This window comes from Stenotrophomonas sp. YJH_SMC_57, assembly GCF_059369755.1.
In genome coordinates this window covers 246150-272975 of record NZ_JCAFSZ010000007.1, presented here as the reverse complement: position 1 = coordinate 272975, position 26826 = coordinate 246150, and the positions used below count along the sequence as shown (strand labels likewise).

30 protein-coding genes are annotated in these 26826 nt (G+C 68.2%); 4 read left to right on the top strand and 26 right to left on the bottom strand.

Annotation, left to right across the window (positions count from 1 at the left end; translation table 11 throughout):
- Window positions 1–13: 13 nt before the first annotated feature.
- The 17 genes from AC5P7U_RS11905 to hisS form a co-directional block, all read right to left on the bottom strand.
- Window positions 14–553 (bottom strand): hypothetical protein, encoded by a 540-nt coding sequence (locus AC5P7U_RS11905; protein ID WP_197563053.1) that lies wholly within the window; start codon window positions 551–553, stop codon window positions 14–16.
- A gap of 212 nt (window positions 554–765) precedes the next feature.
- Window positions 766–1497, bottom strand: a complete 732-nt coding sequence (locus AC5P7U_RS11900; RefSeq protein WP_197563051.1) for a copper homeostasis protein CutC — start codon at window positions 1495–1497, stop codon at window positions 766–768.
- Window positions 1494–2492 carry an isoaspartyl peptidase/L-asparaginase gene (locus tag AC5P7U_RS11895; RefSeq protein ID WP_197563049.1) on the bottom strand — a complete coding sequence of 333 codons (999 nt, stop codon included), beginning with the start codon at window positions 2490–2492 and terminating at the stop codon, window positions 1494–1496. The genes AC5P7U_RS11900 and AC5P7U_RS11895 overlap by 4 nt, the downstream gene beginning before the upstream one ends.
- A gap of 51 nt (window positions 2493–2543) precedes the next feature.
- Complete coding sequence (locus tag AC5P7U_RS11890) at window positions 2544–3566, bottom strand: glucokinase (RefSeq protein ID WP_197563047.1); 1023 nt, start codon at window positions 3564–3566, stop codon at window positions 2544–2546.
- Window positions 3567–3650: 84 nt separating this feature from the next.
- The gene (locus AC5P7U_RS11885) at window positions 3651–3935 is read right to left on the bottom strand and encodes a hypothetical protein (RefSeq protein WP_006436871.1); all 285 of its coding nucleotides are present in this window, start codon (window positions 3933–3935) and stop codon (window positions 3651–3653) included.
- A 35-nt stretch (window positions 3936–3970) separates the two neighbouring features.
- Entirely contained in the window at window positions 3971–5560 is a 1590-nt protein-coding gene (locus tag AC5P7U_RS11880; protein ID WP_197563045.1) for a calcineurin-like phosphoesterase C-terminal domain-containing protein, read from the bottom strand.
- A gap of 154 nt (window positions 5561–5714) precedes the next feature.
- Window positions 5715–6335, bottom strand: a complete 621-nt coding sequence (gene hisIE / locus AC5P7U_RS11875) for a bifunctional phosphoribosyl-AMP cyclohydrolase/phosphoribosyl-ATP diphosphatase HisIE (RefSeq protein WP_006436869.1) — start codon at window positions 6333–6335, stop codon at window positions 5715–5717.
- Window positions 6325–7101 carry an imidazole glycerol phosphate synthase subunit HisF gene (hisF, locus tag AC5P7U_RS11870; protein ID WP_006436868.1) on the bottom strand — a complete coding sequence of 259 codons (777 nt, stop codon included), beginning with the start codon at window positions 7099–7101 and terminating at the stop codon, window positions 6325–6327. Before hisF ends, hisIE begins: the two co-directional genes overlap by 11 nt.
- On the bottom strand, window positions 7095–7829 hold the full coding sequence (gene hisA / locus AC5P7U_RS11865; RefSeq protein WP_197563041.1) for a 1-(5-phosphoribosyl)-5-[(5-phosphoribosylamino)methylideneamino]imidazole-4-carboxamide isomerase: 735 nt from the start codon (window positions 7827–7829) through the stop codon (window positions 7095–7097). Before hisA ends, hisF begins: the two co-directional genes overlap by 7 nt.
- Window positions 7826–8428, bottom strand: coding sequence for an imidazole glycerol phosphate synthase subunit HisH (gene hisH / locus AC5P7U_RS11860; RefSeq protein ID WP_006436751.1), 603 nt, complete (start codon window positions 8426–8428; stop codon window positions 7826–7828). Before hisH ends, hisA begins: the two co-directional genes overlap by 4 nt.
- On the bottom strand, window positions 8425–9498 hold the full coding sequence (gene hisB / locus AC5P7U_RS11855) for a bifunctional histidinol-phosphatase/imidazoleglycerol-phosphate dehydratase HisB (protein ID WP_006436749.1): 1074 nt from the start codon (window positions 9496–9498) through the stop codon (window positions 8425–8427). Before hisB ends, hisH begins: the two co-directional genes overlap by 4 nt.
- Complete coding sequence (hisC, locus tag AC5P7U_RS11850) at window positions 9495–10586, bottom strand: histidinol-phosphate transaminase (RefSeq protein ID WP_006436747.1); 1092 nt, start codon at window positions 10584–10586, stop codon at window positions 9495–9497. Before hisC ends, hisB begins: the two co-directional genes overlap by 4 nt.
- Window positions 10583–11878, bottom strand: coding sequence for a histidinol dehydrogenase (gene hisD / locus AC5P7U_RS11845; protein ID WP_006436746.1), 1296 nt, complete (start codon window positions 11876–11878; stop codon window positions 10583–10585). Before hisD ends, hisC begins: the two co-directional genes overlap by 4 nt.
- A complete protein-coding gene (gene hisG / locus AC5P7U_RS11840) occupies window positions 11875–12786 on the bottom strand; it encodes an ATP phosphoribosyltransferase (protein ID WP_197563039.1) in 912 nt (303 codons plus the stop codon). Before hisG ends, hisD begins: the two co-directional genes overlap by 4 nt.
- A gap of 34 nt (window positions 12787–12820) precedes the next feature.
- A complete protein-coding gene (locus AC5P7U_RS11835; RefSeq protein ID WP_100041167.1) occupies window positions 12821–13129 on the bottom strand; it encodes a YerC/YecD family TrpR-related protein in 309 nt (102 codons plus the stop codon).
- A gap of 407 nt (window positions 13130–13536) precedes the next feature.
- Window positions 13537–13833 carry a hypothetical protein gene (locus AC5P7U_RS11830; protein ID WP_197563037.1) on the bottom strand — a complete coding sequence of 99 codons (297 nt, stop codon included), beginning with the start codon at window positions 13831–13833 and terminating at the stop codon, window positions 13537–13539.
- Window positions 13830–15227: a histidine--tRNA ligase gene (gene hisS / locus AC5P7U_RS11825; protein WP_006436591.1), complete on the bottom strand. Its 1398-nt coding sequence runs from the start codon at window positions 15225–15227 to the stop codon at window positions 13830–13832. The genes AC5P7U_RS11830 and hisS overlap by 4 nt, the downstream gene beginning before the upstream one ends.
- 126 nt (window positions 15228–15353) lie before the next feature.
- Here hisS and AC5P7U_RS11820 point away from each other — a divergent pair, with 126 nt between their 5' ends.
- The gene (locus AC5P7U_RS11820) at window positions 15354–16106 is read left to right on the top strand and encodes a Crp/Fnr family transcriptional regulator (protein ID WP_006436589.1); all 753 of its coding nucleotides are present in this window, start codon (window positions 15354–15356) and stop codon (window positions 16104–16106) included.
- Between the two features lie 102 nt (window positions 16107–16208).
- Here AC5P7U_RS11820 and thrC read toward each other — a convergent pair whose 3' ends face one another.
- From thrC to thrA, 3 genes are read right to left on the bottom strand one after another with little or no spacing between them, the layout of a single operon-like run.
- Window positions 16209–17495 (bottom strand): threonine synthase, encoded by a 1287-nt coding sequence (gene thrC, locus AC5P7U_RS11815; RefSeq protein ID WP_197563035.1) that lies wholly within the window; start codon window positions 17493–17495, stop codon window positions 16209–16211.
- Window positions 17496–17524: 29 nt separating this feature from the next.
- On the bottom strand, window positions 17525–18439 hold the full coding sequence (locus AC5P7U_RS11810) for a homoserine kinase (protein ID WP_197563033.1): 915 nt from the start codon (window positions 18437–18439) through the stop codon (window positions 17525–17527).
- Window positions 18436–20940 (bottom strand): bifunctional aspartate kinase/homoserine dehydrogenase I, encoded by a 2505-nt coding sequence (gene thrA, locus AC5P7U_RS11805; protein ID WP_197563031.1) that lies wholly within the window; start codon window positions 20938–20940, stop codon window positions 18436–18438. The genes AC5P7U_RS11810 and thrA overlap by 4 nt, the downstream gene beginning before the upstream one ends.
- 27 nt (window positions 20941–20967) lie before the next feature.
- Between thrA and AC5P7U_RS11800 the strand changes: the two genes are divergently transcribed.
- Window positions 20968–21288, top strand: a complete 321-nt coding sequence (locus AC5P7U_RS11800) for a hypothetical protein (protein WP_197563030.1) — start codon at window positions 20968–20970, stop codon at window positions 21286–21288.
- A gap of 9 nt (window positions 21289–21297) precedes the next feature.
- Here AC5P7U_RS11800 and AC5P7U_RS11795 read toward each other — a convergent pair whose 3' ends face one another.
- Window positions 21298–22248, bottom strand: a complete 951-nt coding sequence (locus AC5P7U_RS11795; RefSeq protein WP_197563028.1) for an EamA family transporter — start codon at window positions 22246–22248, stop codon at window positions 21298–21300.
- 158 nt (window positions 22249–22406) lie between these two features.
- Window positions 22407–23105, bottom strand: coding sequence for a helix-turn-helix domain-containing protein (locus tag AC5P7U_RS11790; RefSeq protein WP_197563063.1), 699 nt, complete (start codon window positions 23103–23105; stop codon window positions 22407–22409).
- Between the two features lie 81 nt (window positions 23106–23186).
- On the opposite strand from AC5P7U_RS11790, the gene AC5P7U_RS11785 reads away from it, so the two are divergent.
- Entirely contained in the window at window positions 23187–23969 is a 783-nt protein-coding gene (locus AC5P7U_RS11785) for a DUF6491 family protein (RefSeq protein ID WP_197563026.1), read from the top strand.
- Here AC5P7U_RS11785 and AC5P7U_RS11780 read toward each other — a convergent pair.
- The 3 genes from AC5P7U_RS11780 to AC5P7U_RS11770 all read right to left on the bottom strand — a co-directional run bounded on the left by AC5P7U_RS11780 (window position 23966) and on the right by AC5P7U_RS11770 (window position 25933).
- Window positions 23966–25018, bottom strand: a complete 1053-nt coding sequence (locus AC5P7U_RS11780) for a linear amide C-N hydrolase (RefSeq protein ID WP_197563025.1) — start codon at window positions 25016–25018, stop codon at window positions 23966–23968. The two genes, AC5P7U_RS11785 and AC5P7U_RS11780, sit on opposite strands and share 4 nt — an antisense overlap.
- Window positions 25019–25085: 67 nt before the next feature.
- Window positions 25086–25499, bottom strand: a complete 414-nt coding sequence (locus AC5P7U_RS11775) for a DUF6691 family protein (protein ID WP_197563023.1) — start codon at window positions 25497–25499, stop codon at window positions 25086–25088.
- Complete coding sequence (locus AC5P7U_RS11770) at window positions 25496–25933, bottom strand: YeeE/YedE family protein (protein ID WP_006436205.1); 438 nt, start codon at window positions 25931–25933, stop codon at window positions 25496–25498. The genes AC5P7U_RS11775 and AC5P7U_RS11770 overlap by 4 nt, the downstream gene beginning before the upstream one ends.
- A gap of 85 nt (window positions 25934–26018) precedes the next feature.
- On the opposite strand from AC5P7U_RS11770, the gene AC5P7U_RS11765 reads away from it, so the two are divergent.
- On the top strand, window positions 26019–26339 hold the full coding sequence (locus AC5P7U_RS11765; RefSeq protein WP_006436203.1) for an ArsR/SmtB family transcription factor: 321 nt from the start codon (window positions 26019–26021) through the stop codon (window positions 26337–26339).
- A gap of 3 nt (window positions 26340–26342) precedes the next feature.
- On the opposite strand, the gene AC5P7U_RS11760 is transcribed toward AC5P7U_RS11765, so the two are convergent.
- Window positions 26343–26771 carry a BLUF domain-containing protein gene (locus AC5P7U_RS11760; protein ID WP_006436202.1) on the bottom strand — a complete coding sequence of 143 codons (429 nt, stop codon included), beginning with the start codon at window positions 26769–26771 and terminating at the stop codon, window positions 26343–26345.
- Between the last annotated feature and the right edge of the window lie 55 nt (window positions 26772–26826).

Sequence of the window (26826 nt, the reverse complement as noted above, 5' to 3'; positions counted from 1 at the left end):
GTTTTGTCCGCCCTCAGCGGCTTCCCTCTCCCGATTGAGCCGGGACAATACGGCCATTGCGAAGCACATAGCGGCTTGATGCCTTTCCGTCGGGCCCGCCAGCCCACCACGTGATGGTGAACCCGTTGTTCTGCCAGACCACGGAGGAAAAGTCGGACTCACTGCCAGGTCGCCCTGAGTTCTGGCTATCCAGAGACAACCTCTCAAGGCAACTACTGATCAGCATCCTGCCCCGCTCGACAGGCGTGGGCGGGATCAGTTCGTAGACGAAGAGATGAATCTCGTGCCCCGCACCGCAACGGCCCATCGGGCTAGCGGCGTTTGAATCGAACACCTGGTACACCGCCTTAAAGCGCTGGCTTCCAATCAGATGTACGCGCGTGTCGACGAACGCACCTTTCGCAGCGGGAGTCAGCGTCACCCCGCCCAGGACGTCGTTGCTTACTCCCTCGGAACCGGCCGCCCTCCAGATCAATACGGGTGTCTGCCCCTCTTCCGCAGCAGTTACGGCAACGGGCAGCAGACACAGAAGCAGCAAGAGCAGTCGAGGCATTCAGAAGGAGAATCGTTGCCACCAGGCGTTGGATCCACTGTCGGTGCTCCCGACCAGATCGTCCATCCAGAAATACGGATGCCCCTGCATTCCGCTGCTTGGCGGGCGGCCTGGCCATCCGCGCGCGTCAAAAGCGTCACTTTCTGGCAACGCGTGCGTATCCGGGTGGCGTCAGAGCCCTGCTGCGAAGGGAGCCGACCCCGGGCTTGCGATCAGCCATCCAGCGCTTGCCGTAGTGCCGCCACGGTCGCGTTGGCGGTCTGGCTCCAGTCCGGGTCCAGACCGCGCAGGGCCGGGTTGTGGAACTGCATCGCCGAGCGCCGCAGGCCCTTGGCCGAGGCGTGCAGTTCGGTACAGCCGGTCTGCCGTGCGACGGTTGCGATGTTGCCCGGGGCCAATCCGGCGCCTGCCATCACCGCAATACGGCCCGCCGCCTGGGTGACCAGGCCCGCCAGCACCTCAGCCCCGGCCTCGGCACTGACCTGCCCGCCCGAGGTCAGCACCCGCTGGCAACCCAGCCCGATCACCTGCTCCAGCGCCGACGACAGATCGCGGGCGGCATCAAAAGCGCGATGGAAGGTCACCTGCAACGGCCCGGCGGCCTGCACCAGTTCACGGCACAGCGCCAGGTCGATGCCACCCTGCACGTCCAGCGCACCAATCACTACGCCATCGCAGCCCAACGCGCGGCACTGCGCGATGTCCCGCAGCATCAGTTCGGTTTCCAGCGCGTCGTAGTGGAAGTCGCCCGCGCGCGGCCTCACCAGCACGAACAGCGGAATCGACAGGCGTTCGCGGGCGATCGCGATGCTGGCGAACGACGGCGTGGTGCCACCCTCGGCCAGGTTGTCGAACAGTTCGATGCGGTCGGCGCCGCCGGCCTGCGCGGCCAGCGCCGAGGCCACCGAGTTGCTGGCGATCTCCAGGCTGAGGCGCGTGCTCATGTCTGGGTGCTCGTGTAGATCGATGGCGAATCGCGCAGGTCATCCTGGCGCTGCGCATCGCACACCGCGTAGACGAATCCGCGATGCAGTGCATAGGCACCCACCTCGCCCTGCTTGTTCATCGCCAGGAAGCACACCTGCAGTGTCCTGCTCGCTTCCGGGCGCTTGCGCACCACGCGGTCGATCGCCTCGCGGCAGGCCTGCGCCGGTGAGCGCCCCTGGCGCATCAGCTCGACCACCAGGAAAGAAGCGGCGTTGCGGATCATCTCCTCACCCACACCCGACGCGGTGGCGGCGCCGACCTCGTTGTCGACATACAACCCGGCACCGATGATCGGGCTGTCGCCGACCCGGCCGTGCAGTTTCCAGGCCATGCCACTGGTGGTGCAGGCACCGGCCAAATGGCCCTTGGCATCCAGCGCCAGCATGCCGATGGTGTCGTGGTTGTCGCTGTTGCCGGGGATGCCCCGGCGCTCGGCATTGATCTGTGGCTGGTACTTCTCGGTCTTCAGCCATTCCCGCCAGGCCGCTTCGGCCTGCGGCGTCAGCAGGCGCTTGCGCTCGAAACCCTGCTGCACGGCGAATTGCTGCGCGCCCTCGCCCACCAGCAGGACGTGCGGGCTGTTCTCCATCACTTTGCGCGCCACCGACACCGGATGCAGGATGTCCACCAGCGCGGCCACCGCACCGCAGCGGCCATCGCCGTCCATGATGCTGGCGTCCAGGCTCAGCACGCCGTCGCGATCCGGATTGCCGCAATGGCCGACGGTGGGGTTGCACAGTTCGCTCTCGGCCCAGCGTGCGCCCGCCTCGACGGCATCCAGCGCGCTGCCTCCCTCAGCCAGCACTTTCCATGCGGCCTGGTTGGCCGGCACGCCGAAGTCCCAGGTGGAGACCACCTTGGCCCCGCCCTGCGTGCGCGCCTGCACACCCGGCAATGCCGCCATGCCTGCGGCCAGCGCACCGGCCTGCAGGAACTGCCTGCGATCCACCATCTTCCCCTCCCAGTCTGCAATGCACGACCGGCCCGATGCCGGCCCTGCCAATCAGTCGTGCGCGGGCTGCCGCGCGGCGTGCCAGACCGCCGCACCGAGCACGCCCAGTTGGCCGTGCTCCACGCGCCATACCGGCACCTGGCGCAGCACCTCGGTCAGCACGCCCTTGTTGAGGAAGCGCTCACGGAAGCGGCCGTCGGCCAGGAAATCCTGCACATGCGCGGAAATACCGCCGGCCAGGTACACCGAGCGCGCGCCGACGGCGATCGCCGCGTCGCCGGCCAGGCTGCCCAGCCAGGCGCAGAACACCTGCAGCGTTTCCACCGCCAGCGCATCCTCGCCGCTGCGGGCGGCGCCGATCAGTGCCTCGGTGCTGCTCCACACTGGAGTGACGCCGCGCAGTTCGCACAGGCACGGGTACAGGTTCATCAGGCCGCTGCCGGACAGCACGCGTTCGTTGTCCACGTGCGCCCAGCGCTGCAGCAGCTTGCCCAGCACCTGCAGTTCCAGCGCATTACCGGCGCCGAGCGCGGCGTGGCCGATCTCGCTGGGCAGCACCGGGCGTTCGCCATCGGCAAAGCGCAGCGCGGCACCCAGTCCGGTGCCTGCACCCAGTACCAGTGCAGGGAACGCCCGCGCCGGATCGGCGTCGCCGTTCAGCGGCACCAGGGTTTCCGGCTGCAGGTAGGGAATGGCCAGCGCCACGGCTTCGAAATCATTGATCAACTGCAGTTCGTGCAGCCCGGACTGCGCGCGGGTGGCCGACAGCGACACCGTCCACGGCAGGTTGGAGTTGATCAGCACATCGCCATCGAGCAGGCCGGCAATGGCTACCACTGCGGTCTTCACCGGCTGGCCAACGCCCGAAGTGAAATCAGCCAGGATCGCGGCCAGGCTTGGATACTCGGCGCAGGCATAGGTGCGATGGCTGCCCAGGCGCGGCGGCTGCCCGGCCAGCGTCTCTGCCAGTGCCAGACGGGCAAAGGTGCCGCCGACATCGGCGACAACCAGGCTGCGCGGAAGACCGCCGCGGGCGGAGTCGGTGGAAACCAGGGACGCTGCTGCGATGGTCACGCGGGCCTGCTTGGATCGATTGAATCGCCCCGATTCTCAGGCATCGGGGCGGCTTTGCCTAGCGCGCCGGTGGTTCAGGTTGGCCTACATGCCTTCCTGCTCGGCCACCTGCACACCATCCACCAGCACGCGCAGGCGCTGCGGGCGGAAACCGGCGAACAGCAGCGGCCGGGTACGTTCGACCAGCACTTCATGGCCGGCGATGTGGCGCAACCACGACTGTACCAGCGAGAACGAGAAATGCGTGCCCGGGTGCCAGGGATGCTGCACCCAGACCTTCTCGGTGGCGCTCTGCAGCAGCATCGCGCCGGTGAACCAATGGCGGCTGAGGGTGACCGGCGTAGTGCCGGCCATGAAACGGATATCCATGCGGGTTCCTTTCGCTGGAGCGGCACTGCCGCGGGTCAGGGCTGGGCAGTCTGCAGGCTGTAGCTGGTGGTGGCGGTGAACACCGCACCGTCGGGCTGGGTGGAACGCACCTCGACCTTGTGGCTGCCCACGGCCAGGTCGGTCGGCAGCGCGCCTCGCCACAGGTGCGGCGACGCGGTGGCCTCCGGCGAGCGGTCGTAGCCACGCAGGCTGTCGGCCAGGTCGTCGGCGACGTTCTCCACCATCAGGCGCGGATCCGGCTGACTGACCTGCTTCATCGGCTGCCAGGCACCGCCATCAACGCGGTACTCGACCACGCTGGCATCCTCGCCCATGTAGACATTGGCGTAGATGCCCCACGCCGGGTAGGCGCCCTGGCGCAGTACCTTCGGTGCATGCAGGCCGATCTGCTCGCTGGCCGGCTTGCCGGCCACGCGGTACTGCAGGCGATAGCTGCCGTTGCCTGCGACGTCGAGCAGCGCGTAGCCCTTCGGCGTGCCATCGCTCATGGTGCTGTCCGGTACCCCGGCGGCATTCTTCACCCCCGACCAGAACGCACCGCAGTTGGCGCCGACGTTGTATTCGTGCAGCGGCTTGTCGCCGTTCCAGCCCTCGGCCTTGCCGTGGTAGACGTGCTGCTGGGTGTGGCTGTGGCCGCTCAGCACCAGCACGTTGCGGAAGTCCTTGAGCAGATCGAACAGACGCTGGCGGTCGGCGTGACGGAACGTCTCGCGCCCCGGCGCAGCGTCGAACAGCGGAATGTGCATGCCCAGCACCAGCAGGCGGTCCTTGTGCAGGCCCTTCAGGTAGCTGGCGAGGAAGGCGAACTGGTCTTCGCGCAGGCCACCGACATACTTCGGCCGGGCCTTCGGGTCGTACACCACGTCGTCGAGGAACACGAAACTGGCGCCGCCCTCTTCCACCGCGTAGGTGTCCGGACCATAGATGTTGCGCCAGCTGTCCAGCGAATGCGCGTCGCTGGCCGCATCGAAATCGAGATCGTGGTTGCCTGGAACATGGAACCACGGCACGCCCAGCGATGTGGTGACCTTGTTGATCGCCGGGTACAGGGTCAGGTCGTCGTTGACGATGTCGCCCAGCGTGGTGCCCATGCGCGCCTTGGTCTGGCCGACCAGCGGGGCCACGATCGACTGCTGGTAGTAGCCGATGTCCTTCAGGCTGGCAGTCTGCGAATCGGTGAACACCAGCATCTGGAAGCCGCGACGGCTGTCATGGCGGTCCGCCTGCAGGGCGAAATCCCAGTTGCGGGTGACGTCACTGGTAGCGGCAATGCCGCCGTACTTCAGCGCCGGCGAACCATTCGGGCGATAGTGCCGCCAGAACGACGGCAGGCCGTCGGCCGCCTTCGGGAAGGCGTAGGCATCGGGCTTGATCACGAACACGGTCTGGCCATCGCGCACCGGCAGGCTGTAGCTGCCGTCGGCGGCGGTCTTGACGATGGTCTCGCCATTGGAGACCTGCACCCCGGCCAGGCCCGGATCGGTGGCGCCCCGGCCCGGCTTGCCGTCGCGCTCCAGATAGACCTTGCCGCTGACCACGGTGTCCGCGGCCCAGGCCGGCGAGGTCAACAACAGGCAGCACAGCCAGGCGGCAGGCAGTTTCATGGGACGGTCCGGGAAAGAAAGACCGCCTATTGTAGATTCCGTTGATGACATCGCGCACGCGTGGCGCATTGCCGGTAGTGCCAGCCGCTGGCCGGCAACCTCATGATCGTCGGGTATCGTCTGGTTGCCGGCCAGCGGCCGGGACTACCGCACCTCAACGATGGCGCTTTTCCAGCACCGCCCGCGCATCGTCCAGTGACAGGCCGCGCGCACGCAGCAGCACCAGCAGGTGATACAGCAGGTCCGAGGCCTCGCCCAGCAGCGCCTCATCATCCTGCGCCACGGCGGCCAATGCCGTCTCCACGCCCTCCTCGCCCACCTTCTGTGCGATACGGCGGATGCCGCCCTCGAACAGGCTGGTGGTGTAGCTGCCCGGAGGGCGCTGCGCCTCGCGCATCGCCACCAGCTGGCCCAGCCCGCCCAGGAAGTCCTTCGGCGCCTGGTCGAAACAGCTCTCGGCACCGGTATGGCAGGTCGGACCCGCCGGGCGTGCCATCACCAGCAGCGTATCGGCGTCGCAGTCGACACGGATCGACTGCACCACCAGCACGTTGCCGGACTGCTCGCCCTTGGTCCACAAGCGCTGCTTGCTGCGGCTGAAAAAGGTCATGTGACCGATCGCCAGCGTGGCCGCCAGCGATTCGGCGCTCACGTAGCCCAGCATCAGTACCTGCAGGGTATCGGCATCCTGTACCACCGCCGGCAGCAGGCCGTCGCCCTTGTCCCAGTCCAGCGCCTGCAGCGCGTCCAGTGACGGCCACACTTCAATAGACATCCCGCACCTCGATCTGCTGTCCGCGCAGGTAGCGCTTCAATTCCGGAATGGCGATGGCGCCGCTGTGGAACACGCTGGCCGCCAAAGCGCCGTCAACGTCGGCCTGGTCAAAGGCGTCCGCGAAATGCTCCATCGCTCCGGCGCCCCCGGAGGCGATCAACGGCACCTGGCACAGGGCCCGTGCCTGCTGCAGCTGGGCGATATCGTAGCCACGGCGCACGCCATCGCTGTCCATGCAGTTCAGCACGATTTCGCCGGCGCCTCGCTGCTGCGCCTCCACGATCCAGTCCAGGGTGCGCAACGGCACCGCCTGGGTCTTGTCCGGGTCGCCGCTGAAGCGACGCACGCGCCACTGCCCATCGGCCTCGCGCACCGAGTCGACACCGACCACCACGCACTGCACGCCGAACTCGTCTGCCAGCTCGGTGATCAGCTGCGGTCGGCCCAGCGCCGGCGAGTTGATCGACACCTTGTCGGCGCCGGCGAACAGCACGCGGCGCGCGGTTTCTACGCTGTCGATGCCACCGGCCACGCAGAACGGGATGTCGATCAGGCGTGCGATGCGCTCGATCCAGGCCACGTCCACCGAACGTGCCTCGGGGCTGGCGCCGATGTCATAGAACACCAGCTCGTCGGCGCCCTGGTCGCGGTAGCGCTGCGCCAGCTCGGCGATGTCGCCCATGTCGACGTGGTCGCGGAAGCGCACGCCCTTGACCACGCGCCCATCGCGCACATCCAGGCAGGGAATGATACGGCGGCTCAACATGCCAGCGCCTCCGCCAGGTCCATGCGCTGCTCAAGCAAGGCCTTGCCGAGGATGGCGCCGCCACAGCCGGCGTCACGTGCCTCGCCGACATCGGCCACGTCGCGGATGCCGCCTGACGCCTGTACGGCCACGCCCGGCAACAGCGCCGAGAGGTGCGCGTACAGCCCGATGTTCGGCCCGGCCAGCATGCCGTCGCGGGCGATATCGGTGCACAGCAGGTGCCGCATGCCGGCGCGTGCGTAGCGCAGGGCCAGGTCATCCAGGGTCACCCCGGCGTTCTCGGTCCAACCGTGTACCGGCAGCTGCCACTGGCCCTGGGCATCCTGGCGGGCGTCCAGCGCAATGGTGATGCGCTCGGCGCCGAACTCATCGAGCCATCCGAGCACCTCATCGGGGCGGCGCACCGCCAGCGAACCGACCACCACGCGACCGGCGCCGGCACCGAGAATGCGTGCCACGTCATCGCGGCCACGCACGCCACCGCCGGTCTGTACCTGCAGCGTCGTCCGTGCGCGGATCGCCGCCAGCAACGGCGCCAGGGTATAGCCACCGGCACGCGCCGCATCCAGGTCGACCAGATGCATCCACTGCGCGCCCTGCGCGGCGAAGGCCTGCGCACGCGGCAATGGATCATCGCCATACGAGGTTTCCTGCGCGTAGTCGCCCTGCCGCAGGCGCACCACGCGGCCATCACGGATATCCAGCGCGGGGTAGACGATGAAGCTCATGCAGCGGTGCCCTCAAGGAAATTGCGCAGCATCAGCGAACCGGTTTCGCCCGAGCGCTCGGGGTGGAACTGCGCGCCGTAATAGCGCCCCTGCTCCACCACCGCAGTGAACAGGCCACCGTGGTCGCAGGCGGCGACAGTGTGGGTATTGAGTGGCGCGGCATAGCTGTGCACGAAGTAGGCGCTGGCCCGCTCCGGCACGCCCTGCAGCAGCAGCGACTCGCGCAGCGGCAGCAGGCGGTTCCACCCCATGTGCGGCACGCGGATGCCACACGCGGGTACCAGCTTGCGCACCACCCCGGGAATCAGCCCCAGTGTCTCCACGCCGGCCTCCTCGGAACGCTCGAACAGCAGCTGCATGCCCAGGCAGATGCCCATCAGCGGCACCTCCAGTCGCTGCAACGGCTCCACCAGCCCCTGCGCATGCAGGCGCTGCATGCCCGGCCCGGCGGCACCCACGCCAGGCAGAATCACCCGCTGCGCGCCGACCAGGCCGTCGGCATCGCGCACCAGCCGAACGCTGGCGCCGAGGCGTTCAAGTGCATAACGCACCGAGCCCAGGTTGGCGCCGCCGGCATCGATCAGCGCGACGTCGCTCACAACGCCCCCTTGGTGCTCGGCAAGGCCGTGCCCTGCCGGGCCAGTGCCGGACGCAACGCGCGCGCCAGGGCCTTGAAGCAGGCCTCCACCTTGTGATGATCGTTGTCACCGCGCACCTGCAGGTTGAGGTTCAGGCCACTGGCATCGCACAGCGAGCGGAAGAAATGCGGCACCAGTTCGGTCGGCATGTCGCCCACCCGCTCGCGCTTGAACTCGCCCTCGAACACGAAATAGGGGCGGCCGCTGAAGTCCAGCGCAGCGCTGGCCAACGTTTCATCCATCGGCAGGGTGAAGCCGTAGCGGCCGATGCCGCGCTTGTCACCCAGCGCCTCGCGCAGGGCCTGGCCCAAGGCCAGGCCGGTGTCTTCGATGGTGTGGTGCTCGTCGATGTGCAGGTCGCCCTCGGCCTGGATGTCCAGCGCGAAGCCACCGTGCTTGCCGATCTGTTCCAGCATGTGGTCGAAGAACGGCAGTCCGGTGGCGATGCGTGCATCGCCGGTACGGTCCAGATCGAGTTCAACGCGGATCTTGGTCTCTTTGGTATTGCGCTGGACCACCGCGGTGCGCGGTGCATCCGCCAGCGCGTGAGCGATGCCCGGCCAGTCCCACTCACCCCCGAACTGCGCGGTGCGCAGCTGGAAACCGCGGATGTTCAGGTTGTCGGCGAACTGCAGGTCGGTGATGCGGTCGCCGACCATGCCCGAACGCGCCCAATCGATGCTGCGGTCCTGCAGGTAAGCCGTCATCAGGCCGATGCCCGGCTTGCGGGTCGGAGCATTGTCCTGCGGCCAGCTGCAGTCGATCAGGACGTCACGGAAGGTGATGCCCTGGCTTTCGAAGATCTGCAGCATCAGGTCGTTGGGACCATCGAAGCTGGCACGCGGATAGCTCTCGCTGCCCAGCCCATCCTGGTTGGTGACGATCACGAACTGGTAGCCGGCGTCGCGCAGCTTCAACAGCGCCGGAATCACCTGCGGCACGAAGCGCAGCTTCTCGTAGGCGTCGATCTGGAAGTCGGCCGGCTCCTCGATCAGGGTGCCGTCGCGGTCGATGAACAGGATCGGGGTCATGCGGCGGCCCTCCGCGCCGACAGGGCCGCAAGCACGCGGTCATTCTCTTCGGGACTGCCGATGCTGATGCGCAGCGCGTCGCCCAGCTGCGGCGCGGCGCGCTGGTCACGCACCACCACGCCGGCATCCAGCAACGTATCGAATGTGGCCTGCGCGTCGGCGAAACGGACCAGCAGGTAGTTGCCGGCCGAGGCATACACCCGACGCACACCGGGCAGGCGGGCCAGTGCCGTGCGCAGGCGCTCGCGCTCGACGATAACCGTGGCCACGCGCTCGGCGGTGCGTGCCAGAGCCGCGGGTTGCAGGGCCTGCACGGCCAGTTCCGCACATGGGGTCGGCACCGGGTACGGCGCCTGGCAGCGGCGCAGCACGGCAATCAGTTCCGGCGCGGCGATCAAGGTGCCGATACGGGCAGCGGCCAGTGCATGCGCCTTCGACAGCGTGCGCAGCACCGCCAGATTGGCATGCGCGTTCAGCAGCGTGGTCGCCGACGGTCGCTGCGCATACTCGACGTAGGCCTCGTCCACGACCACCAGCGCTTGCCCGCGGAGTGCAGTCGCCACGCGCTCGATCTCTGCCAGGCTCATATCGCTGCCAGCCGGGTTGGAGGGCGCACACAGGAAGACCAGCTTGGCGCTCTGCTCCCGTGCCGTGCGGATGACCGCATCGAGATCGGCGCGCAGGCCGTCCTCGCCATCGACCAGCGGCACATCAATCAACGGCGCGCCCTGCAAGCGTGCACAGACCGCGTACATGCCGAACACCGGCGGCGTGACCAGCACGCCATCGCGGCCCGGCACGCACAGGGCGCGCACCAGCAGATCGATGGCTTCGTCACTGCCACGGCCGAGCAGCAGCTGCTGCGGCGTCACGCCGTACAGCGCTGCCAGGCCCTCACGCAGCGCCCACGGCTGCGGTTCCGGATAGCGCCGGCTGCTGCCTGCGGCATCGGCCGGATTGGCCCAGGCCGATTCGTTGGCGTTCAACCAGATCTCGCCCTGCACCGCCGCGCTGCGCGCCGAACTGTAGCCGGCGAAGGCCTGCAGATCCGGGCGCACCAGCCTCAGCACATCGTCAACGGTGCTCATGCCGCCACCTCCATGCGCAGCGCCACCGCACGTTCATGCGCATCCAGGCCTTCGGCACGGGCAATGATGCGTGCGCAGCCACCGATCGCTGCCAGGCCATCGGCGCTGGCGCTCTGCACGCTGATCAGGTTCTGGAAGCTGGCCACGCTGACGCCGCTGTAGGCGCGCGCGGCACCGGCGGTAGGCAGCACGTGGTTGGTACCGCTGCAATAGTCGCCCAGTGCTTCCGGCGTGTAGTCACCGAGGAACACCGAGCCGGCGGCCTGCACCTGGCCCAGCCAGTCGCGCGGTTCGCGCAGGGCCAGGATCAGGTGCTCGGGCGCGTAGCGGTTGCTGATCGCGAAGGCCTCTTCCAACGTCTCGACCTGGATCAGCCGCGACGCCGACAATGCCTGGCGCGCGATCTGCTGGCGCGGCAGCAATGCCACCTGGCGCTCTACTTCCGCCTCAACCGCGGCCAGCATCGCCGCGTCGTCGGTCAGCAGCAGCACCTGCGAATCCGGGCCGTGCTCGGCCTGCGACAACAGATCGGCGGCGACGAACGCCGGGGTGGCGCCGGCATCGGCAATCACCAGCACTTCCGATGGGCCCGCCGGCATGTCGATGGCGGCGGCGCCGTCCTGCGCGACCTGCTGCTTGGCTTCGGTGACGAAGCTGTTACCCGGTCCGAACAGCTTGTCGCAGGCCGGGATGGTGGCGGTGCCATAGGCCATCGCGGCGATCGCCTGCGCGCCGCCGAGCTTGAACACGCGCTGCACGCCGGTCAGGCGGGCGGCCACCAGCACCGCCGGATCGGCACTGCCATCGGCACGCGGCGGCGTGCACAGCACCACCTGCGGGCAGCCGGCCAGCCGCGCCGGCACGCCCAGCATCAACGCGGTGGACGGCAGCGGCGCACTGCCCGCCGGCACATACAGACCGACGCGACCGATCGGCCGCAGCATGCGTTCACAGACCACGCCCGGCGCGGTCTCCACCGCGTACCCCGTGCCCATGCCAGCGGCGTGGAAGCGCGCGATGCGCTCGGCGGCATCCACCATCGCCTGGCGCAGTTCGGCCGGCACGGCGGCTTCGGCAGCATCGAATTCGGCCTCACTTACTTCAAAGGTAGGCAGTTCGACACCATCGAAGCGCGTGGTGATCGCACGCAGCGCATCGTCACCCTGCGCACGCACCTGTTCGATCAGTGCAGCCACCGCCTCGCGGGTCTGCTGGGCCACGGTCTGCACCGGGCGCGTCAATGCCGCGCCGCGGGCGGGCTCATCAAGTTGCGACCAGATCAGACGATTCATGCCAGCGACCGCTCCACGCTCAACACCATCAGGCCCTGCGCACCGGCGCGCTCGAGTTCTTCCATGCGCTGCCAGCTCAACGGACCCGGGCACATGGTCTGCAGGCGCAGCGCGCCGCCATCGGCCGGCAGCCGCACCAGTGGTTCGGCGTCAGCCAGCAGCTGTGCCAGCGCATCGACGCGATCCTCGCTGGCGCGGAACATCAGCAGCTTGCGGTCCTGGCGCTGCACCACGCCATCCAGGCGGCGCAGCAGCATCGCGCGCAGCGAGGCGCGCGCATCGTCCGGCACGCGCACCGCGCCGGCCAGTACCGCCTCGCTGTCGAGCAGGTTGTACACCGGGGCCAACTGGTTCGCGCGCAGCGTAGCGCCGCTGGAAACAAGGTCGCAGATCAGGTCGGCGGTGCCCAGGCGCGGGGCGATTTCCACCGAACCGGACAGCTCGACCACCTGCGCATCCACGCCCTGCTCGGCCAGCCATTGCTTGAGGATGGCCGGGTAGCTGGTAGCGATGCGGGTGCCGGCCAGCTGCGCCGGGCCCTGCCACTGCCATTCCTCGGGCACCGCCAGCATCAACCGGCACTGGCCGAAGCCAAGCCCGCGCAGCGCCTGGTAGGCATCGGGCAGGCCGATCTGGCGGCGTGCCGCGGCCTGCTCATCCAGTTCGTTGCGGCCGACGATGCCAAGGTCGCAGACGCCGTCGGCGATCAGACCGGGGATGTCGTCGTCGCGCACCAGCAGCAGGTCCACCGGCAGCGATTCGCCGTAGCAGAACAGCTTGTCGCGGCTCTCGCGCCAACTCAGGCCGCAGGCGCTGAGCAGGTTGCGGGCAGGCTCGGCCAGCCGGCCACTCTTCTGGATGGCGATGCGCAGCCGGTCTCGCGCCGGCGCTGCCTGGGTTGCACTCATGGGGGAGGTCTCGAAGTTCGGAACGGGGCGCGGATCAGCGCGAAGCAAGGCGGTCGATGGCGGCGGCATAGCCTCGATGGCCATGCTCGAGCGTGCGTGCCACCCGTCCGGTGGTGGTCACGCTGACGCCGGTACGCTCGTGGATCTCGCGGTACGGCACGCCCTGCTGCAGCAGCGGCACCACCTTCCAGCGGTCGGCCATGGCTTCCAGCTCGGCCGGGGTGCACAGGTCGCGCAGGAAGGCCTCGACCTGTTCTGGCTCGCGCAGCGCGGCAAACGCCCGGGCCAGAGCCTGCAGGTCGGCCTTCGGGTCTTTGGCGGCAATCTCGGGGCGGGCTTTCACGGGGTCGTTTCCATGCATCAATGTAATAGCGCGTTAGTACATTAACGCATTCTTGCGCAGTGCGTCAAATCGTGGATTGGGGGCATGGCAGGGCTGCCGCCCTGCACCCGCAGAGGCCGGAGCAACGGCAAAAGCCGGGCTACTGAGTGTTGGCGGGCTGGGTCCGGTGGCAGGGGACGCCGTGAACCCGTCCATGGGGGCTTGGTCGCGGCATCCATGCCGCTCACACCCCTGCCACCGGACCCACCCCGCCTTCGATGGTTTCCCGCGATATTTCAGAACGGCGTGGATCGGATCGAAACCGGCTTTTGTAGAGTCAAGCCATGCTCGACTGCTGTTCGCCCTGAAACGCAGAACGCCCACCAAAGGGCGGGCGTTCTTCTTTTAAATCAGCAATTTGGAAACAATCAGGGCGAACAGCGGATCTCCGCCTGCAGCGCGCCGCGCCGCAGGCACTCCCCGAACAGGCTGCCCTGCCGGCTCGGCAGGGGCTGGATGTTCTCCAGCTCACCTGCGCCCGTCGGGCACTTCCGCGAGGCCAGGGCCCGCAGGTCCTCCTCCAGCTGCGCGCGATCGATCACATGGCAACGATCAACCTGCAACCGGTACTGCGCCTTCCCGATCCGGGCGCTGTGCAGCGCCGGATCACTCTGGCAACCGGCCAGCAGGAGCGCACTCAACGCTCCTGCGGCGGCTCGCTTCATGCCATCGCCTTCGACTGCTCCAGCTCCACCTGCAGCGTGCTGGCCAGCTCATCGCGCGACACTTCGAACTGCTGCTCACGCAGCAGGTCCTTCACCGCCACCACGCCGCGGGCCAGTTCGTCCTCGCCCGCCAGCACCACGAAGCGGATGCCGGCCTTGGCCGCGTACTGGAACTGCTTGCCGATCTTCTTCGGCTCCATCTGCACTTCGGTGTTGATGCCACCAGCACGCAGGCGGCGGGCGATATCCAGCGACTGCGGCATGCCCTGCTCGTCCATCAGCGCGACCAGTGCCTGCACGCTGCTGCCTTCGATGCCTTCGATCAGGCCAGCCTCGCGCAGCTGCCAGAACAGGCGCGACAGGCCGATGGAGATGCCCACGCCCGGCAGCTTGGACTTGCTGTAGTGGCTGGCCAGGTCTTCGTAACGGCCGCCCGAGCAGATCGAGCCGATCTGCGGGTGGTCGGTCAGCGTGGTCTCGTAGACGGTGCCGGTGTAGTAATCCAGGCCGCGGGCGATGGAGAAATTCAGGCAGTACGCGGTTTCCGGCACGCCCAGCGCCTGCACCAGCTGCAGCACTTCGCGCAGTTCGGCCACGCCGGTACGCAGGATCTCCGACGAACCGGCGTCGGTCTCCAGCGCAGCCAGCTGCGCGAGCGCATCGGCATGGCCCTGCGAACGCACGGCGACGAAGGCCAGGATCTTCTCGACCTGCTCGGCCGGAATGCCGAAGTCCTCGCCCACCAGCGTCTCGCGCACGTAGTCGGCACCGCGCTTGTCCAGCTTGTCCACTTCGCGCAGCACCGCCAGCTGGCGCTCGCCCTCGGCCACGCCCAGGCTCTCGAAGAATCCGCGCATCAGCTTGCGGTTGTTCAGCTGGATGCTGAAGTCACCGATGCGCAGTTCCGAGAACACCGCGTGGATGACCGCCAGCACTTCGGCATCGTAACGCACGCTCAGGCTGTCCTTGCCGATCACATCGATGTCGCACTGGTAGAACTCGCGGAAGCGGCCGCGCTGGGCACGCTCGCCGCGGTAGACCCGCTGCATCTGGTAGCGGCGGAACGGGAAGGTCAGCTCGTGTTCGTGCTCGGCCACGTAGCGCGCCAGCGGCACGGTGAGGTCGAAGCGCAGCGCCATTTCCGGCAGCGAGCGGTCGCCCGATTCGGCGGCATTGGCCAGCGCACCGGTGGACTGCACGAAGTACACCTGGCGCTCGGTCTCGCCACCGGACTTGGTCAGCAGCACGTCGGACAGCTCGAACACCGGCGTCTCCACCGGCAGGAACCCGAAGCGCTCGTAGTTGCGGCGGATCACGTCCAGCATGCGCTGGAACGCAATCTGCTCGCGCGGCAGCAGTTCAAGGGTGCCGGGCGGGGTACGGGGCTTGATCACGGGCGGAACTCCTGCTGGAACGGGACGTGGGAGGGGGCGACATTCTAGCGCCCCCGCCTCGGGCAGGGTCGAACGGCCGCTTGAAGTATCATAAGGCCCTCCCCGACCGCGATACGCCCCCGCAACATGTCACGGCCTTCCGGCGCTCCGCCCGCCAACAACGATCCCGCCTCGCCGTCCTGCCCCACGCTGGACTGCCTGCACTGCTCGGTTCGCCACCTGGCGGTGTGCTCGGCGCTGTCGCCCGACGAAGTGCAGGCGTTGGAGCAGGTCACTGTTTCACAGCAGGTCAGCATGGGCAGCACGCTGGCCCGCACCGGCGAAGAGCGTGACCATGTCTATACATTGACCGCCGGGGCGCTGCGCCTGGTGCGCACCCTGGCCGACGGCCGCCGCCAGATCAACGGTTTCGTGCTGCCCGGGGACTACCTCGGCCTCAGCAGCAGCGATCATCATCGCTACGACATCGAGGCCATCGCCGACAGCCGCGTGTGCCGCGTCGCACTGCCGCAGATGAAGGTGTTGCGCAGCCGTTTCCCGCACCTGGAGCGCAAGCTGCTGCAGCGCGCCTGCCAGGAGCTGGATGCCGCGCAGGACGCCGCATTGGCACTGGCGCGCCTGCAACCGGCCGAGAAGCTGGCCGACTTCCTGCTGCGCCTGGCCGCGCGCGAGGCCCGTCTTGGCGGCGACGGCCTGCGTGTGTCGTTGCCGATGGGCCGTGGCGACATCGCCGACCATCTCGGCCTGACCATGGAAACAGTCAGCCGTACCTTCACCAAGCTGCGCCAGCAGGGCCTGATCGCCCTGCCCCACCTGAACGTGGTGGAGATCCTCGACGAGGACGGGCTGCGCGAGCTGGCCGGTGAAGGGTTGATCTGACCGCAGTACGGTTGGTTGGGTTGCCGGCCAGCGGCCGGCTCTACCCGTGTCGTATCCATCCGGTAGTGCCGGCCGCTGGCCGGCAACCGTGCCCCTCTCCGGTCAGCGCAGCAACACCTCACGCAGCGCCGCGTAGTCGGCGGCCAGCGGTTCAGCGTGCGCTGGCCGCTGCAACAGCGCATCCAGTGCCGGCGGCACCGCCACCGGCTCCCCGATCAATGGCTCGACCACCGCCTCGAACTTGGCCGGATGCGCGGTGGCCACTACCGCCCAGTCGCCCTTGGCGCCGCGTGCACGCTGGTCCTGCAGGACCTTGACCGCCGTGGCCGTGTGCGGGCAGAACAGCTCGCCGCTGCTGGCGTGCGCTGCGGCAATGGTGGCGCGGATGGTGACGTCGTCCACCGCAAATGCACGGAAGGCTGCGCGCAATTCGGCATCGTCGCCGTGGTACAGCCAGCGCAGGCGCTCGAAGTTGCTCGGCGCGCCCACGTCCATCGCATTGGCTACCGTCGCCACGCTGGATTGCGGCTGGTAGTCACCGCCATTGAAGTACGCCGGCAGCACCGCATTGGCATTGGTGGCCAGTACGATCTGCCCGATCGGTACACCCAGTGCGCGCGCCAGCACCGCGGCCATCGCGTTTCCGAGGTTGCCGGTCGGCACCACCAGGTTGAGCCGGCGACGCGTCTCAGCGTGATGGGTCAGTGCCGCATGCGCGTAGTAGCTCATCTGCGGCAGCAGGCGGCCCAGGCTGATGCTGTTGGCCGAGCTCAACGGAATCTTCGCCTGCAGGTCGCGGTCGGCCAGCGCCTGCTTGACCATCGCCTGGCAATCGTCGAATGCACCGGCCACCCGCAGGGCCTGAATGTTGTCGCCGAAACAACCGAGCTGGTGCGCCTGCCGTGGCGACACGCGGCCATCCGGATACAGCACTACCACGCGCACGCCGGGTTGGCGATGGAACGCCGCTGCCACCGCTGCACCGGTATCGCCGGAGGTGGCAACGACAATCGTCAGGGCGCGGCCCTTGCCCGCCTGCAGCCGCGACAGCGTACCGGCGAGGAAGCGCGCACCGATGTCCTTGAACGCCGCCGTCGGCCCATGGAACAGCTCCAGCACATGGTCACCAGCGCCGAGCGGGCGTAGCGGTACCGGGAAGTCGAAGGCCTCGCGGCAGATCGCCGGAAGCGCAGCCTCAAGTGCATCGCCAGCAAAGAACGGCGCAAGCAGATCGGCGGCGGTATCGGCCAGGGTCGTCCCAGCCTGCAGTTCGCGGGCGGGCGGCAGAAGCTCGGGAACGTACAGCCCGCCATCGGGCGCCAATCCTGCGGCGATCGCCGCGCTGAGGCCAACGGCCGGGGACTGGCCGCGGGTCGAAACGAAGTGCATGGGTTCGATATCCAGTAGTAGGGAGGAATTCAGCACAGGCGGGCTCCCGGCGCATCCAGCGGCGACACCCAGGCATCACTGTCGAATCCGGCAGCCGCGAACGCGGCTTGCACGGGTGCCACCGCGGCGCGGGCCTGGTCAGCATCCTCGAACCAGGCGAACACGCTGGGGCCGGCACCGGAGATGCCTGCACCCATTGCATCGGCCGACAGCGCTGCATCGCGGGCGGCCTCGAAACCGGCGATCAGGCCCGCCCGGCGCGGCTCCACCAGCACGTCGCGCAACCCGGCGCGGACCAGCCCGGCATCGCTGCGATGGCAACCGCTGAGGACGAGCGCGAGGTTCGCGCTCTGCGCGACGAATTCGCCCAGCGCGTAACTGCCCTGCAATGCCTGGCGCGCGCGCCGGGTTTCCAGCACCGCGTGCGGATGCACCAGCAGGCTGTGCCAGCTGGCAGGCACCGGGATCGGCAGCAGGCGATCAGCCGTGCACAATGCCAGCCCCCCCAGCAGCAGCGGGCCGACGTTGTCACCGTGGCGGCCGCCACTGGCCACCGCCTCGCCGTCCAGCGCATGCGGATACAACGCTTCGCGTGGCAGCGGCGCATCCAGCAGCGCATTGGCCGCGACCAGCGCCGCAACACTCGACGCCGCCGAACCGCCCATGCCGGAGCCGAACGGAATGCCCTTGTCGATCTCGACGGCGAAACCGAAGTCCAGGCCCTGCCCTTCGCGCAGCGACATCAACGCAGCACCCGCCGTGTTCCCGGCCGCGTCCAGCGGCAGTTCGACCGCGCTGCCACGGATCGCCTCGATGCGCACCACCGGTTCGTCGATCCTGCGCACGCTTACGGTATCGCCGATCCCGGCGATGGCATGGCCGAGAATGTCGAAACCCACTGCCACATTGGCCACCGAGGCGGGCGCGTACGCACGTGCGATCACAGGCGCGCTCCTTCACCAGCGGCCACGCGCAGCAGATCGGCGAACACGCCGGCCGCGGTGACTTCCGGGCCTGCGCCGGGGCCCTGCACCACCAGTGGGTTGTCGCAGTAGCGGCGGGTACGGAACTGCACCACGTTGTCGGTCAGCCGCAGATTGGCGAAGGCGTGGTCGGCCGGCAGCTCCTGCAGGCCCACCGAGGCACCGTCGGCGCCGAGCTTGGCGACATAGCGCAGCACGGCGCCACGCGCGCGTGCCTCCTGCAGCCGCTGCTGCAGGCTGGCATCGGACTCGCCCAGCCTGGCCATGAATGCATCCACGCTGCCGTCGCGCAGCAGGGCGGGCACCAGGCTTTCCACCTGCACCTGTTCCAGGCTGAGCGCGTGGCCGGCCTCGCGGGCGAGGATCACCAGTTTGCGCGCCACGTCCACGCCGGACAGATCATCGCGCGGGTCCGGTTCGGTGTAACCCATCGACCGTGCCTGCGCGACCAGTGCCGAGAACGGCTGGCTGCCATCGAAGCGGTTGAACAACCAGGCCAGTGTGCCGGAGAAGATGCCTTCGATCGCCAGCACCTCGTCACCGGTATCCACCAGGTCGCGCAGCGTGGTGATGACCGGCAGGCCCGCACCCACCGTGGCCTCGTAACGGAAACGCGCGCCACTGGCCGCCGCCGCGGCACGGATGCGCTGGTAGCGCGGCAGCGGCCCTGCACCGGCCTGCTTGTTCGGCGTGACCACATGGATGCCGGCGGCCAGCCAGCCCTCGTAGCGCTCGGCCACCTCGGCACTGCCACTGCAGTCGATCACCACCGCATGCGGCAGGTGCGCAGCCAGCAGATGCTCGGTGAAGCGATCCAGGTCGCTGGACTCGCCGGCTTCCTGCAATGCCTGGCGCCAATCGGCATGCAGGCCATCCACTTCCAGGCGCATGCGCGAACGCGAGGCCAGCGCACGCAGGCGCAGGTCGACATTGGCCTTGGCCAGCAACTGCGGGCGCGCGGCCAGCAGCTGGTCCAGCAATGCGGCACCGACATTGCCCGGTCCGATCACCCCCACCGCGAACGTCTGCGGCGACAGCCAGAAGCCCGCATGTGCGGCACGCAGCGCGCGGGTGGCATCGGCACTGTCCACCGCCACCGAGATGTTGCGTTCGGACGAGCCCTGCGCGATCGCCAGGATGTTCACCTGCGCACGGCCCAGCGCCTCGAACAGACGCGCCGCCACACCGGGCTGACCGGCCATGCCGTCGCCGACCGCGGCCAGCACGCTGACCCCCTCGCTGACCTGCACGCGCTGCACCTGGCCCACCGACAACTCATGCGCGAACACATGCAGCAGGGCGTCGCGACCGCGCGCAGCTTCGCCGGCACGCACCACGCAGCAGATCGAATGCTCCGACGAACCCTGCGAGATCATCACCACCGACACCTGCGCCTGGCGCAGGGCGGCGAACACGCGCTCGGCGGTACCCGGCACGCCGATCAGGCCGGTGCCTTCCAGGTTCAGCAGGGCCAGCCCGGGGCTCAGGGTCAGGCCCTTCACCGGCCCGCGCGGCGAGCGCTCGGCGCTGATGCGCGTGCCCGGATGCGCCGGCTGGAAGGTGTTGCGGATGAAGATCGGCAGCCCGAGGCGGATGGCCGGTGACATCGTCTGCGGGTGCACCACCTTGGCGCCGAAGTAGGCCAGTTCGCAGGCCTCGTCATAGCTCAGCGATTCCAGCTGCACCGCCTCGGGCACCAGCCGCGGATCTGCCGACAGCACGCCATCGACGTCGGTCCAGATGTGCAGTTCATCGGCGTTGAACAGCGCGGCGAAGATCGCCCCGGAATAGTCACTTCCGTTGCGGCCAAGCGTGGTGATGCGGTCATGGCGGTCACGCGCCACGAAACCGGTGGCGACCAGGCGCAGTTGTGGATGCTGCAGGCGCCACTTGGCCAGGCGGTCCGCGCTGGCCTCCCAGTCGACATCGACGCCCAGTTCGCCATGCCCGACCACCAGCACGTCGCGCGCGTCGAGCACCGCGCAGTCTTCGCCGCGTGCACGCAGGTGCGTGCCCAGCAGTTGCGCGGAAAACACTTCACCCAGGCCCTGCACGCGATCGAGCACTTCACGGGGCAGCTCGCCGATCACCGCCAGCGCCGCAAGCACCTCGGCCAGCTGCTCGAAGCGCGCGTCGATCCATTCCACGGTCTCGCCCACCTGCTCGCCCAACAGCGCCACCGCAGCGCCACGATGGCGCGCGCGCAGCGCATGCCAGGCCTCACGCCAGCCTTCGTCACCCTTGGCGGCCAGCTGGGCCAGCTCGATCAGCGCATCAGTGACACCCTTCATCGCTGAAACAACAGTGACCTGCAGCAATTCGGGACGGGCCAGCAGCAGGCCGGCAACATGGCGGTAGCGTTCGGCGTCGGCCACCGAGGTGCCACCGAACTTGTGCACGACAGTGGACGGCGCAGCCAGATCGGCCGGGGCAACGGGATGGGCGGGGGCGTGGGAAGACATGCAGACCTCGGTAGGAGGCCCCGTCGCATGCAGGTGTCGAGTTTCCCCGCCACCTGGATGGTGCGGGGCCGTGGTTTTCGGGAGTTACACGAAGACGACGGGCCGCACCAGGGCAGTGGTGACGGTGGTGGTGGTAATGGTGGTGGTGGCGACCGGCGCAGTCGAACGGCCCGCGGTGGCGGGGGCGTTCAGGCTGGCGTGGGCGGCATCAAGGACCATGGCGCACAGAAAACACCGCGCACCCTGGCGCTGTCAAGTGCTGCGATGCAAAAAAACGCCGCCGCGATCATCGGCCAACGTGCCGGCATTTGGTTGCATCTGAGACAAAGCGGTCATCAGCTTGCTTGAAGCATGCATTCAGCCGGCATGTTCGGCGATCGCCCGGGGCGCACGGTGGGCGTGCGCGCACAGCATCACCCCGGCCACCAGGAACACGATCGCCAGTGCTTCCAGAAGAGTGGGCCAACGGCCCTGCCAGGCAAACGCATACAGCAGCGCGAACAGGGTCTCGAATACGATCATCTGCCCGGTGAGGGTCAGCGGCAGCAGGCGGCTGGCGCGATTCCAGAACGCGTTGCCCAGAATCGAGGCGATCACCGCCACGCCGGCACTGACCGCCCAGAACCCGCCCCACTGCGCTGGCGTGTGGCTGCCGGTGTGGCCGATGAAGGCCATCGGCACCAGCAGCAGGGCCAGGCCACCCGTGGTAACGCCCGTCAGCAGCGACCAGTCGTGGCTGGACAGATCCGGCCGCCGCGCCAGCCAGCGGCTGTTGCCGATCGAGTACAGCGCCCACGAGAACAGCGCTCCGAACGCGCACAACAGGCCGATCAGGCGCTGCCGCCAGGGCGTCGCCAGGTGTTCGGACATCAGCGCTTCCCAACCGACCAGCGCTACACCGAGCACGCACAGGCCCAGTGCCGGCAACAGCTGCTTCAGCGGCACCGCGCCCTTCTCGCGCACGCCCACCAGGGTCACCACCACCGGGATCAGGCCGACGATGAGCGAGGCCGCCGCGCCGCCTGCCCACTGCACGGCGGTCGCCAGCAGCAGGAAGTAGACCAGGTTGCCGGCAAGGCTCAGCCACAGCAGACCGGTCCATTCAGCACGCCCCAACTGTGGCGCCAGCCGCTTCCAGCGTGGCAGCAACAGCGCAACCGCGATCAGGCCATAGACCAGGTAGCGACCGGCGGACAGTTGCAGGGCATTGAACGACTGCAGCACGGCGGGGGCGAGGAAGACCACGCCCCATAGCGCGCCAGCGGCAACGCCATTGGCGATGCCCAGGGCCATCGGGTTGTTGCGCATTGGGATTCTTCGTGGGGGAAGAGGCCGCGCAGTGTAGTCGGTGGGCGGCGGAACCCTCTTGACCCAGGCTACTGCCCTGGTGCCCTTGTAGCGTCGAGCCATGCTCCACTGCTTTTGCACCGGCCATCGCGCGAACGGCGGCCGAGCATGGCTCGATGCTACAAATCGGTGCCCCTGCGCCACGCGGCCGGCGTCTGCCCACACTCGCGGCGCAGCGCGCGGGTCAGTGCGCTCTGCTCGGAATAGCCTGCAGACAGCGCGATGTCACTGATCGGCGCGGCGCTGGTGCGCAGCTGGTGCTTGGCCCAGCGCAACCGGCTGGCACCGAGCCAGGCCTGGGGACTGAGGCCGAATTCCCGCTGGAACAGGGCATGCAGGCGGCTCTCGCTGACCCCCACAGACGCCGCCATGCGCGCCACCGGCCATGCCTGGCCCGGATCGGCCTGCACCGCCGCACACAGCCCCTGCATGCGAGCGCCACTGCCGGCCGGTGCAAACGTCTGCAGCAACTGCGGAAGCAGCGCCGGCATCGGCCGGCCGGCCTGCACATCGGCCAGGCACCGGCGCAGCGCCAGCGGCAGGTGCAGCCAGCGCTGGCGGCACAGATGCTCCTGGGTGCCGTCATCGAGCACGCCTGGCGCACAGTCGACGATCACGAAACCGTTCGGGCCATCGGCCATCTGGTCATGGGCCTCGCCGGCGGCCACGAAAGCACCCTGCAGCAGGTCCAGGCGGCCGCCACGCCCTTCCATCTCGAACTGCAGTTCGCCCTGTAACGGCAACACCCACTGCGCGTAGGCATGGCGGTCCAGGCCGGTGGCCTGGCCATAGTGCCGCAGATGGAAGATCGCGCCCATCCGGGCAGTGTGCGCGTGTAACACGGGCCGTGCAAACCGTTGCTATAGTCGAGGTGTCAACCCACGCAAGGAGTGCAGGTCATGACCCATCAGCAGATGTATTTGCTGCTCGCCGCCAGCCTCGGCCTGGCCCTCGCCGCTACCGCTTCCGCCCAGGCGCGTACGCCGCCGGCCCCACACTGCATGGACGCGGTCGGCGTACAGGAGGTCGAGCAGGCCTCACCGCGCTCGATCGCGCTACGCTCCGCCTCCGGCCAGGCCTATCGGATCGACTTCAACGAAGACTGCCCCGGCGTTCGCGCTGCCACCACGCTGAAACTGGAGGCACCTGCCGGCTGGGCCTGCGGTCGTCCCAGCGAGCGGGTGGTGGTGGACGGCCACAGCTGCGCCGTCAGTGCGGTTACGCCAGTGCAGAACCGCGATTACGCCAGCGTTGCGCGCGACAGTGATCGCCTGCGCACCGCCACGCTGCCAGCCCTGACCATCCGCGAGCGAAAGGAAGTCCGCCGCGGTTTCGGCGGCTCGCCCTCGTACTGCTTCGCCACCCGCAATGTGCGTGGCTGGTCGTCCGACACGCAGGGCATGCTGGTGGAAACCAATCCGCGGCGCAGCGGCGGCCATCGCTTCTACCGGGTCGAACTGGGCAGCCACTGCCTCCAGCTCGACCGGTCGCCGGAATTGAGCTTCCAGTCGGGCATGCAGAATGGCCTGATCTGCGGCAACCCGGGCGATCGGGTGGTCACCGCTGATTTCGCCAGCTACGACGAGCGTAGCGACGAACTGGCGCCGCTGCCCCGCTTCAGCCGCCGCGGTGCCTGCACCATCCAGGCGGTGTACCCGGCCTCCAGCCAGGCGTCGAACTAACCGTCGACGCCGAGGAAGGTGAACGGCGCGCTGGGCACGAAGTGGCCCAGCGCATCGCCGGCGAAGGTGTTCCGCTGGTCCTTGCCAAGGTCGAGCTTGAGCACCGGGCCACCGAAATCGACCTTGTTCAGATCGACCCAGAACGTGTTCGGGGTCAACGCCGACTCGAAGAAGTACAGCCGCCGCTTGTGGTCGGCCACGGTACGCCAGCGCGTGGAGGAGATATTCGGCTCGCCCGGCGTGGTGATGCCGTATGGCACCGAGGCGTTGCGGATCACACTGAACACACTGGCCAGTGCCTCCACCGGATCTTCGGCCTTGGGAATGGCGTTGATGTAGAACGATGCGCGGGCGAAGCGATCGGAAGAGCGGTTGGTGCCCGGCAGCATCACCGTGCCGCCGATCTGCTGCCAGTAGGTGTTGAGCGCCAGCTGCTGGTCGAAGATCGGCGAGTTGGTCATCACCTGGTAGCGCCGGTCATGGTGGATGACCTGGCGGCCGCCGATGTACTCGACGATGGCACTGTCACCCGTGGCGTCGGACAGCGACAGATGCAGCGTCGCTTGGCGGTCCTCGCCAGGCACCTTGTCGGTGACGATCGAGTACGGCTCACGCTTCAGGGCGGCCACCGCCTCGTCCACCGTGGCAAAGTTGTCGAGCACATATTGTGCCCACAGCGAGATCGCCAGTCCCGGCTTGTTGCCGCGCTCCTGCGGGTAATCCGACTCGACCAGCCACAGCAGGTTGGCGACCAGGCCCTTTTCGTTCATGCCGTCGGTGGTCGACACGTCGTAGCCGGTGGCCACCACGCTGCCGTAGCGGGCAGTCCAGGCCAGCGACTTCGGGCCAGCCTGCCCGGTGCGTGCGATGCCACGCGGCAGCACGTAGAGATTGGTGGCGACATCCACCTTCCAGTCCATCGAACGCGCGGTGATCACATCACCGTTGTCGCCCAGGTACACCGCGCGCGTGCAGGCCAGCGCCGGTGCGATCGCGGACGCCAGCGCCATGGCCAGCATCGCCCTTCCCTTCCACTTCATCCGTGCCATGTCACTGCGCTCCGTTCCCCGTGGTCCATGGATCTGACCCGATCGATCGTGACACAGGGGTGAAGCCTCAACGCACGAGGCGATCGTGCAGCCAGAAGCCCAGCACCATCGCCGGCACGAACCACAGCGCTTCACGCGATGCCACGGCCAACCCGGCGATGGCCGGCCCGGGGCAATAGCCGGCCCATCCCCAGCCGATGCCGAACAGTGCCGCGCCCAGTAGCAGGCGAGCATCCACATCATGTGCCGTCGGCAGCTGGAAGCGAAGGGCAAACCAGGGCTGCGCGCGACGCAGCACCCAACGCTGGCCGATTGCACTGACCAGCAGCGCCGAGCCCAGCACCCACATCAACGTGGGATCGAACGCGCCACGGATGTCGAGGAAGCCGAGCACGCGCCGTGCATCGGTCATTCCAGAAAGCGCCAGCCCGGCGCCGAACAATGCGCCCGCCATAGCGGCAGCCCAGATGGCGCGGCTCACAGCAGGGCTCCGCCGTGGCGAACCACGAACGTGGTCAGCATCGCGCAGGCCATGAACACCAGCACCGCCAGCAGCGACCGTTTCGAACCACGGGCCATGCCACATACGCCGTGGCCACTGGTGCAGCCGCTGCCCAGGCGGGTACCGAAACCGACCAGCAGGCCGGCGCCGATCAGCTGCCAGGCGGGCAAGGCATCGCGCAGCAGTACACGTGGAGCGCTGCCGGGCACCGACTGCCACCACAGCACCAGCCCTGCCGCTGCCAGCAGCCCCATGAGGAAGGCCCAGCGCCAGCCACGCTCGCCTCTACCTGCGCGCAGGCTGCCCGCAGCGATCCCGCTGATGCCCGCAACGCGCCCGGTGGCAGCCAGCAACCACACGGCAGCCATACCGATCAACGCACCGCCCGCCAGCGCACTCCATGGCAGGTTCATGCCCCGCCTTCCTTGATGCCATGCATGGATTGCCCTTAAATTTAGATTTCTCTAAATTAGACACCTCTAAACAAAAAGGTCAACCATGACCCACCCGCCGCTCGACACTGCCACGATGGCCGAGCACGCCACGCAGGCGGCCGCGCTGCTCAAGAGCCTGGCCCATCCTGCCCGGCTGCAGGTGCTGTGCCGGCTGGTCGAGGGTGAGGCGCCGGTGCCGGAACTGCAGGCGCTGACCGGCCTCAGCGCTTCGGCGCTGTCCCAGCACCTGGCGGTGCTGCGCGGAATGCAGATCGTGGCGACCCGGCGCGAGGCGCAGGCAATCCACTACCGCATGCAGGAAGGCCCGGCGCTGGGGGTGCTGCAGGCGCTGTACACCGCCTATTGCGGAGGCGACGTGCGCTGAATCTCAACCGGCGTGCAGTGCCGGCTGCACCACCGCATCCAGCAGGTCGACCGGGGTCGGTGCCGAACGATCTCCTTCCAGGGTCCGGCTGAAACCGGACCAGTCGCTGCTCGAAAGCTGCCGCAGCAGCGCGGCCTCCACCGGCAACGCGCGCATCGACCAGTACGGAAACTGGCGCTGGCCCAGGCGGCCGCGCGCCAGCTCGATGATGTCGATGTGGCTGCCCGCCTGCAGGATGCGCTCATACACCGAATCGATCCCGTCTGGCGGACCTTCGATGTACTGCAGGAAGCGATCACCGTCATGCAGCAGCACGCCGGTCACGCCCGCCATCTTGTTGAAACGCGCGGCATCCTCGACCAGCGCCTGCAGCCGCTCAACGGAGAGCTCCGGCAGCGCCCGGCTGACGTAGGCGATGGCGCGCAATGGCATGGTGCGTCCTTGGCAGGGTGTGAATGCACGGTAGCAGGTGCGGACGAGTCCGTCT